We start from the raw sequence: 14,097 nt of genomic DNA, 5'->3' as shown, positions 1-14,097 counted from the left end.
TAAAAAGTCAAACCGCCTTCAAAGAGGGCGGTTTTTTTGTTCAGGTAAATAGTAATTTTGCCGGCCGAAAGCCTTAAAACTACAAACTATCATATGGGTCGCATATTTGAAGTACGTAAAGCCACCATGTTCGCCCGCTGGGACCGCATGGCCAAACAGTTTACCCGCATCGGGAAAGAGATCGCCATTGCCGTAAAAGCCGGCGGACCGGATCCGGCCACCAACCCTGCCCTGCGCCGCTGCATGCAGAACGCCAAGAGCGTAAACATGCCCAAAGACCGCGTGGAAGCCGCCATCAAGCGGGCCCAGGGTAAGGAAATGGAGAACTACGAAGAGATCCTGTACGAAGGTTATGGTCCGAACGGCGTCGCCATCCTGGTGGAAACCGCTACCGACAACCACGTACGCACCGTAGCCAACGTGAAATCAATCTTCAACAAAGGCGGCGGCACGCTGGGCAACAGCGGCAGCGTGAGCTTCCAGTTCCGCAAGATGGGCGTGTTCAAGCTGAAGCCCGAAGGCCTGAGCGCCGACGACCTGGAACTCGAGCTGATCGACTTCGGCCTGGAGGAACTGGGTGAAGGTTCCGGCGAGAACGGCGAAGACGTGCTGGTGCTGCGCTGCGCCTTCAACGATTTCGGCAGCCTGCAAAAAGCCCTGGAAGAAAAAGGCATGAACCCCCTCTCCTCCGAAGTGGAATGGATCCCTTCCACCACTGTGGAACTGGGTGAGGAGCAAGCCCAGGAAGTGCTGAAGCTGGTCGACAAGCTGGAACAGGACGAAGACGTTCAAAAGGTTTTCCACAACCTGCAATAATTCCCACCGGGATTTTAAATAATAAAAAAACGGCTTCCCTGAAGCCGTTTTTTTATTAGATACCTAATCGAATAGCTTATTCCTCCCAGCTGATATCGCCCTGCAGGTAGAGGACGCAGTTGCCGCTGAGCAGCACCCGGTCGCCGGCCAGCTCGCACCACAGGTCGCCGCCGCGGCGGGAAAGCTGTTTAGCAAAGAGCTTTTCGGTTCCCAGCTTCCGGCTCCAGTAAGGTATGATGGAACAATGAGCCGAACCGGTCACGGGGTCCTCGTCGATCCCTGCATTGGGATAAAAGCAGCGGGATACCACGTCGGCCGAGCGGCCTTTGGCGGTCACGATCAGGCCGAAACCTTCGAGGGTTTTCATCAGCGAAAAATCGGGCTCCAGCTGTAACACGGCCTCTTCGTCGGGCAGCACCACCAGGAAATCGCGGGAACGCAACACTTCCACCACCGTATCCACGCCCAGGCTTTGCAGCAGGTTGGCCGGCGTGTTGCAGGGCTCCGGCATCCGGGCCGGGAAGTCAAGGGTGTAGAGGCCGTCTTTTATATATGTTTTCAGCTCCCCGGCTACCTGGGTGGTAAACAGCACCTCCTGCAGGTGGGGTTCCAGAAAATTTTTAATGACATAAGCCGAAGCCAGGGTAGCATGACCGCAGAGGTCAATTTCCTTTTCCGGCGTAAACCAGCGGATATGGTAGCCCTCATCGGTTTTGACAATAAAAGCCGTTTCGCTCAGGTTATTCTCCAAAGCAATTTTCTGCATCAGCTCCTCTTCCAGCCAGCTTTGCAGCGGCACCACCGCCGCCGGGTTTCCCCTAAATACTTTATCCGTAAATGCGTCTACCTGGTAAATCTTCATAATCTATTTGTTATCTACTTCCAGAACTGCAACTGCAGTCCAGGCCCTAATTCCTAATGAACCAATTAACCAATCCCCTATTCCCGCATCATATCTTTCAACACCGCTTCAATCTGCTCCGCATTGGGTTTACTGAAATAGTCGCCGTCCGAGCCGTAGGCCGGCCGGTGGGGCTGGGCGGTTATGGTGCGGGGTGCCACATCGAGCCAGCGGTAGCCCCCCTGTTCCTCCATCACCTTGTTGAACATATAGGCAGCGCCGCCTCCGGGCACATCCTCATCCACAAAAACAATGCGGTTGGTCTTCTTCAGCGATTCGATGATCATATGGTTGATATCAAACGGCAGCAGGGTTTGCACGTCGATCACCTCGCAACTGATGCCTTTTTTCTGTACGCGGGCCGCCGCCTCCATGACAACGCGGAGCGTGGAGCCGTAAGAGACGATAGTGATGTCGGTTCCTTCGCGGATGATCTCGGGAATACCCAGCGGAACGGTATAGTCCAGCAGGTTGTTCGGCAGCCGTTCCTTCAGGCGGTAGCCGTTCAGGCACTCGATCACCAGGCCGGGGTCGTTGCCCTGCAGCAGGGCATTGTACATGCCGGCGGCCTGCACCATATTGCGGGGCACGCAGAGGTACATGCCGCGCAGGGCGCCCAGCAGCATGCCCATAGGCGAGCCGCTGTGCCAGATGCCCTCCAGGCGGTGGCCGCGGGTACGCACGATCAGCGGACAGCTCTGCTGCCCTGCCGTGCGGTAGTGGATGGTCACCACGTCGTCGCACAGCTGTTGCAGGCCGTATAAAACATAGTCGAGGTATTGGATCTCGGCAATGGGCCGCAGGCCGCGCAGGGCCATGCCCATCCCCTGCCCGATAATGGAGAGCTCGCGGATGCCGACATCGAAGATGCGCTCGCGGCCATACTTGGCCTGCAGGCCGGCAAAGCCCTGGTTCACATCCCCGATCTGGCCCACGTCCTCGCCAAAGGCGAATACCTTGGGGTTGGCGGCAAACAGCTCGTCGAAATAATGGTTCAGGATCTCGTAGCCGTTGATGTTCAGCGCTTCCTTATCGTAGGTGGCTTTGACCGGTTTTACCCTGACGGCGCTTTTAGCCGTTTCGCTGTACAGGTGTGTATTGTACAGCTCGGAAGCTTCTTTTTTCAGTTGCTGGTAAAAGGCCTGGAGGGGCTTCATGGCCGGGCTGTCTTCTGCCAGGTCGATGGCGGCGATCAGCGCCCGCATCACATCCTTGCGGATGGGTTCGCGCAGGGCGGAGAGCTCCTTGGCCAGCACCGACAGCTCGTGCGAAAGGTCGGGCAGGGCGTGGGCGGCCTCTTTGATCATGCCGGCGGCTTTGTGTACCAGGGCCTTCAGGGGCTTCAGGTAGCGGTCCCAGGCCAGGTTCTTGCGGTCGCGCACATACGTTTTGGCCTCCTTTTCAATTTGCCAGAGCTCGTCCTCATCCGCCAGGGAGTTGGACAGGAGCCATTCGCGCATTTTCGCCAGACAGTCCCACTCCCGCTCCCACTGCAGGCGCTCCTTGTCCTTGTAGCGCTCGTGGCTGCCCGAGGTGGAATGCCCCTGGGGCTGGGTTACCTCGTCCACATGGAACAGCACGGGGGTATGGGTTTCGCGGGCGGCGCGGACGCCTTCCTCGAACACCTCGCACATGCCGGCATAGTCCCAGGCCTTTACCTTATAAATATGGAAGCCGTTGGTGCCTTCGGTTTTCTGGAAGCCGCTCAGGGCTTCGGAGATGGAGCCCTTGGTGGTCTGGTACTTTTTGGGCACGGAAATGCCGTAGCCGTCATCCCAGACAAACACCACCAGGGGTACCTGCAGCACGCCGGCGGCATTGATGGATTCCCAGAACTGCCCCTCGGAAGTGGAGGCATCGCCGATGGTGCAGAAGCACACCTCGTTGCCGTTGTGGGACAGGTGGGCAAACTGGTCCAGCTCCCGCACTTCGCGGAAGCACTTGGAAGCGAAGGCCAGTCCGAGGGCCCTAACCATCTGGCCGGCGGTGGTGGAAATATCGGAGGAAATGTTTTTACGGTTCACCAGGTCGAGCCATTCGCCCTCGCGGTCCACGAAGGGGGTGGCGAAGTGGGCGTTCATCTGCCGGCCCGCGCTGAAGGGGTCGTGGTTGATGTCGGGGTCGGCATAGAGCTGGGAAAAGAACTGGTCTACGGTGGCCAGGCCGGAGGCAAACATAAAGGTCTGGTCGCGGTAGTAGCCGGCGCGGAAGTCGCCCGGCTGAAAGAATTTGGCCATGGCCACCTGCGCCACCTCCTTGCCGTCGCCGAAGATGCCGAACTTGGCCTTGCCGGTCAGCACTTCCTTGCGGCTCAGCAAACTGGCTTCGCGGCTGAGGCACACCCAGCGGTAATCCTGCAGCACTTCCTCGCGAAACCGCTCAAAAGAGAGCTGTTCCCCGGCATTCGGAATGGCTTCCATTGTTTTTTCCATGCGACAAATTTAGGAGTTCCAAAGTTCCTGAGTTCCTGAGTTCCTGAGTTCTGGCAGCGACAGTACCAATGTCGGCCGTTCATTGGTTATTTATTCACATTTTATTCCTTATTTCTTTTGCCGGTTTTCTGGGCCCGGCATCCTCTTAAACGCTCTCCTGGCCTTAAAGCACTCAGGAACTCAGGAACTTAGGAACCCAGGAACTTTTCGCCCCCGTTAAAAATCCTTAAAAATGGGCCAGCGCTTCGCACAACAGCAGGATTGGTGTATTTTTGAACACATAAACCCATTTTTTCATGAAAAAGGCTTTTTTTCTTCTTTTTTCCCTCGTTGCCTTTTTTGCCGTTCACGCCCAGGCCGAGATCAAGGTCGAGGAAGTGCTGGAACTCAAAGAAACCGAGTACAATTTTGGGAAGATCCCCCAGGGCAAACCGGCCTACCATGAATTTACCATTGTCAACATCAGCAACAAGCCCCTGAAGCTGGAGAACGTCCAGGCCAGCTGCGGCTGCACCACCCCCGAATGGAGCCGCGAGGAGATCGCCCCCAAAGGCACCTCCGTTATTAAGGTAGGGTACAATGCCGCTGCGGAAGGCCATTTCGACAAAACCGTCGCCATCACCTACGGCTTCAACCAGACCAAGGTATTGCGTATCAAAGGAGAAGTGTGGAAAGCCCCTGCCGGCGCCGCTCCCGCTAATGCCTCGGTACAATTTTTAAAGAATCACCTCCAATAAACAACAACAAATACACCCATTATGAAGAAGCTCCTCCTGATTGTCTTTGCGTTTATCACAGGTTTCACGGCCATGGCGCAGCAGCAATCTCCCGACGCCCTGATCAAAGTGAACACCGAGAGCTACAGCTTCGGAAAGATCAAGCAAGGCGTTCCGGTGACGACCTATTTTGAAATTGCCAATACCACCGATAAGCCCCTGGTTGTGGAAAACGCATGGGGTTCCTGCGGCTGTACCACCCCCGAAGTGCCCAAAGAGCCCATCGCTCCCAAGTCTTCCACCAAGCTGAAAGTGGTGTACAATGCTGCCGGCGCCGGTACCTTCAATAAAGATGTGTACATCAAACTGGCCGGTGTGGACCAGCCCAAAAACGTAAAGATCACTGGCGAAGTGCTGGATGCCGCCGCCTATGACGCCTATGTGAAAGAAAACAAAGGCGCCGCCCCTGCCGCCACCAAAGCGGCAAAAGCCCCTGCTGCTGCGGCTAAAAAAGCCAAGTTAAAAAGTTAAGGATAACTGCAAGAACTTAGTTCGATCCCTGCAGGCCTCCTGCAGGGATTTTGTTTTTTAGGGCCGGAGCGTCCCTGTTTTTTAACACATTTATCATCTGCGGCGCGCAGGCTGCGCAAAACATTGCCGCAAACATTATTTTTGCAAGATGCTACATATCAGTGAACGGGGTCAGGAAATGCCGTCATCTCCCATCAGAAAGCTGGTGCCCTATGCCGAAGCTGCCAAAAAGAAAGGCATAAAGGTTTTTCATTTGAATATCGGTCAGCCCGATATCGAAACGCCTCCTTATATCCTGAACGCGGTACGCAATGCCGAGATCAGGGTACTGGAATACAGCCACAGCGCGGGTAATGAGAGCTATCGCCGCAAGCTGGTGCATTACTACAAGCAGGCCGGGATCAATGTCCATCACGATGAGATCCTGATCACCACCGGCGGGTCGGAGGCGATCATGTTTTCCTTTTTTATCTGCATGAATCCCGGCGACGAGGTCATCATTCCCGAGCCGTATTACGCCAACTACAACAGCTTTGCGGTGCAGGCCGGGCTGAAGGTGGTGCCCATCACCTCCTATATCGAAAATGGCTTTGCCCTGCCGCCCATCGCCGATTTTGAAAAGGTGATCACGCCTAAGACCAAGGCCATCATCATCTGCAACCCCAACAACCCCACCGGCTACCTGTACAGCCGGCAGGAACTGGAGGACCTTAAAACGATCTGCCGCAAGCACAACCTGTACCTGCTGTCGGACGAAGCCTACCGCGAGTTTTGCTATGACGGCGAATACATCAGTGCCCTGCACCTTACCGAGATGGAGGACTACGTGGTGCTGCTGGATACCATCAGCAAGCGCTACAGCGCCACCGGCGCCCGCCTGGGTGCCCTGGTCACCAAGAACAAAGAGGTGTACGATGCGGCCATGAAGTTTGCCCAGGCCCGCCTGAGCCCCCCGGGACTGGCCCAGATCCTGGGCGAGGCCGCCCTGGACCTGCCCCCCTCCTACTTTTTTGCCACCAAGGAAGAATACCTGGAGCGGCGCGACCTGCTGGTGAGCCGGCTGAATGCCATGCCCGGCGTGTACTGCCCCAACCCGGGCGGCGCCTTTTATGCCATGGCCAAGCTGCCCATCGACGACTCGGACAAGTTCTGCCAGTGGCTGCTGGAATCATTTTCGTACCACAATAAAACGTTGATGCTGGCGCCGGCTACCGGCTTTTACGGAACCCCCGGGCTGGGCAAGGACGAGGTGCGGCTGGCTTACGTGTTGAATACGAAGGATTTAAACGAAGCCATGGACTGCCTGGAGCAGGCCCTGCTGCAATATCCCAACCGCGTGGAGCGCCGGAAAAAGGCCTCCGTTCTTGGGTAAATTCCTACTCAAACGGCTGCTTATATACTGGCCGTTGCCGTTCCTCCTCTTGCAGGAGCGGCAACGGCTTTTTGCATTTTACCATTGACTACCAGGCAGTTACACAATAAAGAGCGAATAAAGCCGGAAGCAGCGCTGCCCAGCAAGATTTTAGTGTTAGCTAGGGTAAAAAAATCTGATTATGGCACATAACGATCAATACGGTAGCTGGCATGCCGAGAACGACTTCCAGCCCGCGGAAAGCGGCACCAACATCATTAACGTGGGTTGGAATGAACGGGTGGCAAGCGCTGCCTTAGGCGCCTTTATGCTGTCATCGGGACTGCATACCCTTACGAAAAACCCGATCAGGGGTTTGGCCAAGACGATCCTGGGGGGCTTCCTGTTGTACCGCGGGGGCTCGGGCAACTGCCCGTTTTACAGCAGCGTGGGCAAAACCAAAGGCGTTTCGCAAACCCAGGCCATTAATATCCGCACCAGCCTGACGGTGAACAAGCCCAGGACCGAAGTGTACAATTTCTGGCGCAAGCTGGAAAACCTGCCCCTCTTTATGAAGCACCTGGCGGCCGTTACCGAGATCGACGCGAAGCATTCCCATTGGGAGGCCCAGATCCCGGGCAACCTGGGCAAGCTCAAATGGAACGCGGAGATTGTGAAGGAAGAGTCGGGCACGATGATCGGCTGGCAGTCGCTGCCGCAAAGCACCATCAACAATGCCGGGAAGGTAACTTTCCATGACGCCCTCAACGGGCAGGGCACCGAGCTGGAAGTGGTGATCATTTACCATGCGCCGGCCGGCCAGCTGGGTACCGGCTTTGCCAAGTTGCTGAACCCGGTATTCGAAAAGCTGATCCGCCAGGATGTGATGAATTTTAAGGACTACATCGAAACAAAGCACGATGCCAAGGTGAACCATGTTCATGAAGCCACTACGGCTGCAGCCGCCGAGCCCCAGGCACCCAGCCAGGGCGGGGCCCGCTCCCAGCCTCCTGCCGGCGGCTTAGGCAACGCTGGCAGCAACCCTGCATCGGGCAAGCCTTAAAATAAATTCAACCGATAATTGAAAAAAGTTCAGCCTGCGGGCTGGACTTTTTTTTATGGAACAAACAGTGGCAGGAGGTAAAATAAAAAAGCTCCAAACGATGGTTTGAAGCTTTTTCGTAGCGAGGAGCAGGCTTGAACTGCCCCGTCCGCAAATATGTTCCTACACCCCTGTGGGCGGCTTTCTAATGGTGATGAGCCCGGAGGTGAATAAACAGGTAGCTGCGATTATAGCGCATGCATAAATAGCGGCATCTGCGTGAATGAATTGGTCGCCGACTCCCACGTCATTGTTGTTTCCCAAGTTGAACTCCTGGGTAAAACCGAAAAAAATGGCAATGAAACCAAAAATTAACCCCGTAATAAAAAAGGTGGTGGCATTTATTTTCATACATCTAAAATAAGGATTCATTGTGGAAACGGTACCAGGATAGAAGCTTTTGAACCGTTCTATCAGATTGGAAGCAAACCAGATATATATCTTATTGTGCTTTGAGATGTATTAGAAGAAGACGATACAATCCATTGAATAAAATAAAAAGGGCTCTCTGTTTCCAGAGAGCCCTTTTTGTAGCGAGGAGCAGACTTGAACTGCCGTCCGCCTCAGGCGGATATGAATCCGAGCAAAGGATAATCGCATCTCAGCTTATTTTTTATCCAATTTCTGCCGATCCCTGATTTTAACTCCTTTTCTCTTTGCATTGCATCTGACTTATTGCAGAAGTATTCACAATAAACAACCGTCCATGGACGGTACCGCAAGGTGAAGCCTTTTACGCTTAGTAAATTGTGGCTTTTAAACCGCTCCAGCAGATTAGACGTAAACCCAATATATATTTTATCGTGCTGCGAGGAGTATAAGATATAGACAGTATAATCCATAGCATTAAATAAAAAGGGCTCTCTGTTTCCAGAGAGCCCTTTTTGTAGCGAGGAGCAGACTTGAACTGCCGACCTTCGGGTTATGAATCCGATGCTCTAACCAGCTGAGCTACCTCGCCATTGCGTTAATCGGGTTGCAAAAATAGGGTTTCTTTTTAGAAAACAAAATTTCTACAAACTTTTTTCTTTTTGATTTATCGGAGGCATAAAGCGCCTGAAGATTTCCTAAAACTTTTACGTAGTAATACTGTTTTGGATGCAGCTTATCTTTTTAAATCTGTTACATAGAATTAGGAAGGTAGCTCAGCTGGTTAGAGCATCGGATTCATATCCGCCTGAGGCGGACGGAAGTTCAAGTCTGCTCCTCGCTACAGGAAAGGCTCTCTGGAAACAGAGAGTTTTTTTATTTTGAGCAGCGCATACCGGTCAAACCTTCCAAAACGTTCTTTCCATGCATGCTTATGAATAAAATTGGTATCCTCATACTGGTCATTGCCCTAGGGGCCTGTAACCTCGCCCCTACCGGGTTTTCCGCTTCTGCCGATTCCCAACATAATTTGCCCGTTACCCCTTCCTCCCACAGCTATCCATCCGGCAGCTGGCAGCATTTCCTGCAACACCTCCCCGCAAAAGAGGGACCTGTTCTGGATTATTCGGGCAACCCGGTTTCCAACCAGCAAAAGCATGTCGCCATCGTTCCTTATGACGTGGGTACAAAGGACCTGCAGCAATGTGCCGACGCCCTCATCCGGCTCAGGGCCGAATATCTGTTTTCCGCCGGCCGCTACGAGGAGATCGGATTTCATTTCACCAGCGGGCACCTGTACCGCTGGAAAGATTACTGCAAAGGACTCCGGCCGGTGATCCGCGGCAACAGCGTTGCCTTTTCGAGGCTGGCAGCCCCCGGCAGGCAGGACCATCCTTCCCTTCGCCGCTACCTGGACATCGTGTATACCTATGCCGGTACGGTTTCCCTTGCCCGGGAGTTACAACCCACCCGGGAATTAAAAACGGGAACGGTCATCATTACCCCCGGAAGCCCCGGCCATTGCAGCATGATCGTGGACGAAGCCACGGACGGCAAAGGAAAAAAACTGTTTAAGCTGGTCGAAGGATTTATGCCCGCCCAATCCATTTACATCCTGAAAAACCCGGCAACGGAAAATGCTCCCTGGTACGCCCTGGAAGCCGGAGCTCCGGTGGAAACATCCAGCTATTCTTTCCACCACTATAAGCTGGGCCGGTTTGAGTGACCGGATGATCCAAAATCGGCTTGCTAACAATATCTTAACACGGCACCTTTGTGGCAACCTTGTTCCCCATAGGTAATTCCTATTAACCTCCTGCCCTTTTTCTTCTTATATCTCATGAATATATCCTATCCTTCCTGCCCAGCTTAAAAAAAGTATCTTTTCTTTGATTACCAAATCCAAACCAATAATGAAAAACTATTACCTAACGAGTGAAGATGCTCTGGAAGCGCTGTTGCGGCGACTGGACCTTGCTTCCTTAAAGCAGATGGAGAGCCATTTCCTGCAAAGCTGGAGTGTTGATATGGAAGAGCTTGAGCAGTTTGAAAAATATGGTAAGGGCACGCCCCTCAGCGAAGAGTTGTCCGCCCAAAAAGAAAGCCTGGAAAAAAGGGCCGCCTATTTTTTGAACGGTCATTTTCTATGCAGAAAAACTTATGACAAAAAGCTGGCGGAGATCTTTGGCAAACTCCCGAAGCTGGCAGTGGCCTCTTAAAGCCGAAAAGGACCCACCCGCACTACGGCTCAGCCCGCATTATTTCCCCTGCATGAGCTAAAATATTCCTGAATGCATTTATCTTTCCGGATGATTGCCCCGCATCCGGCAACGCTCCCTGCCCGTACCCCCCCTTCGGATTACCCAGCGACCACCCGCCCCCTGTGAAGAAAAATACATTTCTTCACTGTTAAACCGTGTGCTATGCGCATACCTGTACGTCTTCTCTCCGCCTTGCTCCTCCTGGCCGCAGCGCTTCCTGCCGCTCCCCTGCACGCCCAGAACAGCTCTCCTTACTGGAGCCAGAAGGGCAACGCCAACGCCAACGCCGCCTCCGTTAAGTTCGGTACCACCAATGGCTACCCGTTACGGATCTATACCAATAATTTCGAACGCCTGCGCATCGATACCAACGGCTACCTGGGCATCGGCACCACCGCCCCCACCCGGCCCCTCCACGTGGTCGGCGGCGGCCTCTTCTCCAATGGACTGACGGTGCAGAACGGCGGCATCAGCTCGGTCAATTCCGGCGGCACCGGCGTATACGGCGCCAGCACCACCAGCTACGGCGTCTATGGCTCCAGCGGCAATATCGGCGTTTACGGCGCCGGCTCATCGTACGGGGTCTATGGCTACAGCGGGGCCGCCTACGGCGTTTACGGCAGCGGTGGCTACGTGGGTATTTACGGGAGCGCCAGCGCTTACGGGGTGTATGGCTACAGCCCCTCCGCCTATGGCGTGTACGGCTACAGCAACAATGGCACGGGCGTCCTGGGCTACAGCAATAACCTCCAGGGCGGCTATTTCTATTCGCTGAACGATTGCGGCATCCGGGCCCGCAGCGGCCGCACCGAAAAAAGCTGGGCCGGCGTGTTCGAAGGTAACCTGTACCACTTCGGCGCCTACCAAACCAGCGATCAAGCCCTGAAACAAAATATTGAAGACTGCCAGGGCGCGCTGGGCATCATCGGCAAACTCAAACCCCACCGCTTCGAATACCGAAGGGACGGCAAACTGGCCGGCCTGAACCTGCCCACCGGGAAGCATTTCGGCCTGCTGGCCCAGGAACTGGAGGCCACGTTGCCCCAACTGGTGCAGGAAGTGGAAAACGAGGTGTTTCTCCCGGATGCCACCGCTCTCCCCCCCTCCCCGAACGGCACGGCTGCCGTCACCCCACCCGCACCGGTGACCACCGTAGAGAAAATAAGCCTGAAAGCCGTCAATTATACCGAACTGATCCCCCTGCTGATCCGGGCGATCCAGGAGCAGCAGGAACAAATCCAGAAATTGCAGGAAGAAGTGAACAGTCTGAAAAACAACCAGCCCGTCGTCAGCTTACCAGGGCGCTCCCCTAAATAAGCTATTGTCCTCCTTAAGCGTCGCAATAAATTTTCCTTATCCCCGTTAAGCGTTTTTACCGAATAGCAAATGCTAAAAAAACGTAAAAATATACTTGACACGATCCTTACTGTTCAGTATATTTACCAGTAACATCACCAGAACAACTGCACGAGAATGCGCTCCGGCTGTCCCTGACCGTTCATACGGGTCTAAACCAACCCGGCAGGAACAAGGGACACCGGGCCTTTCCGAATGCAACGTTCCCCTTTGGGGATCGATTTCCCTTCTAACCTGTGGCCGCACCAGCCATTAGTGGCATCCAACCGGCACTCCCTGCGACGGCAGGCGGGTGGCGCGGCAGATCCCTGTTTATCCAATCCAACGAAGCACCATCCTGCTTTTCTCCAGCCATCTGGCGTCGGAAGCGTCTTCCGCTACCCCCCTATTGTTTACCTTTTAAGCTCTTCCGTGCTTATGGTTTCTTCTATTTCCAAAAAAGTCCAGAAACTGGCTACCAACCTGAACCTGTCGCAGGTGCTGCGCCTGGTGTGGAGCATTGCTCCCGGGTGGACGGCCCTTTCCTGCCTGATGATCGTTATTGAAAGCATCTTCTTTCTCGGCGCCCTGTACCTGCTCAAGCGGCTGGTGGACGCGGTGTCGAAGCCCGCCAACAGCCAGCCCGACGAGCCCCTGGTGATCACCTATATTCTCGCCGCCGCCGCCGCCTCCGTCGTATACCTGGTGATCCGGGGCATTTCCACCTATATCACCGAAATGCAGGCGGCCCGGGTTTCGGAACATATCGACAGCCGCATCCATGCCCAGGCCGTGGAGCTGGACCAGTCGTTCTACGAAAGCCCGGACTATTTCGACGTGCTGAAGCGGGCTAAGGACGCCTTGCCCGACCGTCCCAACGCCATTGTGACCACCCTGATCGACATGGCCAAGAACCTCATGAACCTGGCGGCCATCGGCATCGTGCTGGTGTCCATCGACCCGCTGCTGCTGCCCCTGCTGGCCCTGTTCGTGTTGCCGATCCTGGCGGTACGCATCCGCTTTGCCGACCGGCTCAACAAGTGGCGGCTGAAAAAAACGCCCCTGGAGCGCCAGTCCAGTTATTTGAGCACGCTGCTCACCGGCGAAACCCTGGCCAAGGAAATCAAGGGCTATGGCCTGGGCCAGTACCTGCGCCACCGCTACCAGCACCTGCGGTCCGTGCTGGTGACCGAACGGCTGCAGATCAGCCGCCGGCGTACCGGCAGCGAGATCCTCACCACCATCCTGGCCACCCTCGGCTTTTTTTGCTGCATCGGTTACATTACCCTGGGCACCCTCCGGGGCCACACCAGCGTCGGCGACATCACCCTGTTCCTGGTGTCCTTCCCCCAAGCCTTCGGCACCCTGCAAAACCTGGCCTCCGGCATCTCCTCGCTCTACCAGAACAATGTGTTCGTAGCCAGCATCTTCGAGCTGTTCCGCCTGCAATCACGCCTGCCCGAGCCCGCCGAACCCCTGGAACCGCCTACCGCCGGCACCGTCCACCTGGAGCTGCAAGACGTTTCCTTCGCCTACCCGCATGCCTCCACCCCCACCCTGCGCCACATTTCCCTGAAAATACCCGCCGGCAAAATCGTGGCCATCGTGGGCCTGAACGGCGCCGGCAAAACCACCCTTATCAAGCTGCTGTGCCGCCTGTACGATCCCTCCTCCGGACAAATTACCCTCAACGGTACCGACATCCGCCGGTATCACAGCGCCGACTACCGCAAAATGGTCCGGGCCGTCTTCCAGGACTTCGGCCGCTTTAACATGAGCATCACCGAAAACATCCGCTTCGGCGATATCGACGGTCAGCGCCCGCAGGACGACGTGGTGCAGGCCGCCAAAGCCTCCGGCGCCCATGAGTTCATCCGCCAGTTTCCCCAGGGATACGATACCGTTATGGGCCGCCTGTTTGAAAACGGCCGCGAGGTGAGCATCGGCCAGTGGCAGAAGCTGGCCATCGCCCGCTGCTTTTACAGCCCCGCCCGCATCCTGATCCTGGACGAAGCCACCAGCGCCCTCGACGCCCTGTCCGAAAAAGACCTGTTCGACTCGCTGCGCGAACGCATCGGCCACCGTTCCGCCCTGCTGATCAGCCACCGGCTGTCGGCCGTCATGCAGGCCGATTACATCTATGTGCTGTCCGGCGGTACGGTACAACAGGAAGGCACACACGACGAATTGATGGCGGAGGAGGGCGATTACGCCCGCCTGTTCCGAAGCTCCCTGCCGGAAACGGCAGCGGCGGATGAACAGGTGTAACGCCGTTCACCCTTG

13 protein-coding genes and 1 tRNA gene are annotated in these 14,097 nt (G+C 55.3%); 9 read left to right on the top strand and 5 right to left on the bottom strand.

Annotated features, from left to right (window positions below; translation table 11 throughout):
* Positions 1-93: 93 nt before the first annotated feature.
* A complete protein-coding gene (locus tag V9K67_RS16065; protein WP_336724104.1) occupies positions 94-816 on the top strand; it encodes a YebC/PmpR family DNA-binding transcriptional regulator in 723 nt (240 codons plus the stop codon).
* 76 nt (positions 817-892) lie between these two features.
* On the opposite strand, the gene V9K67_RS16060 is transcribed toward V9K67_RS16065, so the two are convergent.
* Together V9K67_RS16060 and V9K67_RS16055 are read right to left on the bottom strand one after the other, a co-directional pair.
* Positions 893-1,678, bottom strand: coding sequence for a PhzF family phenazine biosynthesis protein (locus V9K67_RS16060; protein ID WP_336724102.1), 786 nt, complete (start codon positions 1,676-1,678; stop codon positions 893-895).
* A gap of 77 nt (positions 1,679-1,755) precedes the next feature.
* Positions 1,756-4,149, bottom strand: a complete 2,394-nt coding sequence (locus tag V9K67_RS16055) for an alpha-ketoacid dehydrogenase subunit alpha/beta (protein ID WP_336724100.1) — start codon at positions 4,147-4,149, stop codon at positions 1,756-1,758.
* 296 nt (positions 4,150-4,445) lie between these two features.
* Between V9K67_RS16055 and V9K67_RS16050 the strand changes: the two genes are divergently transcribed.
* The 4 genes from V9K67_RS16050 to V9K67_RS16035 all read left to right on the top strand — a co-directional run bounded on the left by V9K67_RS16050 (position 4,446) and on the right by V9K67_RS16035 (position 7,810).
* Positions 4,446-4,886: a DUF1573 domain-containing protein gene (locus tag V9K67_RS16050; protein ID WP_336724098.1), complete on the top strand. Its 441-nt coding sequence runs from the start codon at positions 4,446-4,448 to the stop codon at positions 4,884-4,886.
* A 21-nt stretch (positions 4,887-4,907) separates the two neighbouring features.
* Positions 4,908-5,396: a DUF1573 domain-containing protein gene (locus V9K67_RS16045; RefSeq protein ID WP_336724096.1), complete on the top strand. Its 489-nt coding sequence runs from the start codon at positions 4,908-4,910 to the stop codon at positions 5,394-5,396.
* Positions 5,397-5,544: 148 nt separating this feature from the next.
* Positions 5,545-6,768 carry a pyridoxal phosphate-dependent aminotransferase gene (locus V9K67_RS16040; RefSeq protein WP_336724094.1) on the top strand — a complete coding sequence of 408 codons (1,224 nt, stop codon included), beginning with the start codon at positions 5,545-5,547 and terminating at the stop codon, positions 6,766-6,768.
* Between the two features lie 181 nt (positions 6,769-6,949).
* Positions 6,950-7,810, top strand: coding sequence for an SRPBCC family protein (locus V9K67_RS16035; RefSeq protein WP_336724093.1), 861 nt, complete (start codon positions 6,950-6,952; stop codon positions 7,808-7,810).
* Positions 7,811-7,972: 162 nt separating this feature from the next.
* On the opposite strand, the gene V9K67_RS16030 is transcribed toward V9K67_RS16035, so the two are convergent.
* The 3 genes from V9K67_RS16030 to V9K67_RS16020 form a co-directional block, all read right to left on the bottom strand.
* Positions 7,973-8,200, bottom strand: a complete 228-nt coding sequence (locus tag V9K67_RS16030; protein WP_336724092.1) for a hypothetical protein — start codon at positions 8,198-8,200, stop codon at positions 7,973-7,975.
* Between the two features lie 212 nt (positions 8,201-8,412).
* Complete coding sequence (locus V9K67_RS16025; RefSeq protein WP_336724091.1) at positions 8,413-8,691, bottom strand: GIY-YIG nuclease family protein; 279 nt, start codon at positions 8,689-8,691, stop codon at positions 8,413-8,415.
* Positions 8,692-8,736: 45 nt separating this feature from the next.
* Positions 8,737-8,810, bottom strand: a tRNA-Met gene (locus V9K67_RS16020).
* A gap of 336 nt (positions 8,811-9,146) precedes the next feature.
* Here V9K67_RS16020 and V9K67_RS16015 point away from each other — a divergent pair.
* The 4 genes from V9K67_RS16015 (at position 9,147) to V9K67_RS16000 (ending at position 14,082) form a co-directional block, all read left to right on the top strand.
* The gene (locus tag V9K67_RS16015; protein ID WP_336724089.1) at positions 9,147-9,944 is read left to right on the top strand and encodes a DUF4846 domain-containing protein; all 798 of its coding nucleotides are present in this window, start codon (positions 9,147-9,149) and stop codon (positions 9,942-9,944) included.
* Between the two features lie 187 nt (positions 9,945-10,131).
* Positions 10,132-10,437: a hypothetical protein gene (locus V9K67_RS16010; protein ID WP_336724088.1), complete on the top strand. Its 306-nt coding sequence runs from the start codon at positions 10,132-10,134 to the stop codon at positions 10,435-10,437.
* A gap of 204 nt (positions 10,438-10,641) precedes the next feature.
* Positions 10,642-11,796 carry a tail fiber domain-containing protein gene (locus V9K67_RS16005; RefSeq protein WP_336724087.1) on the top strand — a complete coding sequence of 385 codons (1,155 nt, stop codon included), beginning with the start codon at positions 10,642-10,644 and terminating at the stop codon, positions 11,794-11,796.
* A 456-nt stretch (positions 11,797-12,252) separates the two neighbouring features.
* A complete protein-coding gene (locus V9K67_RS16000; protein WP_336724086.1) occupies positions 12,253-14,082 on the top strand; it encodes an ABC transporter ATP-binding protein in 1,830 nt (609 codons plus the stop codon).
* Positions 14,083-14,097: the final 15 nt, after the last annotated feature.

Origin of the sequence: Huijunlia imazamoxiresistens (assembly GCF_037132455.1) — a bacterium.
In the GTDB taxonomy this organism is placed as follows: domain Bacteria; phylum Bacteroidota; class Bacteroidia; order Chitinophagales; family Chitinophagaceae; genus Flavisolibacter; species Flavisolibacter imazamoxiresistens.
The sequence above is the reverse complement of the archived record's forward strand: the minus strand, read 5'-3'. Positions and strand labels throughout refer to the sequence as shown.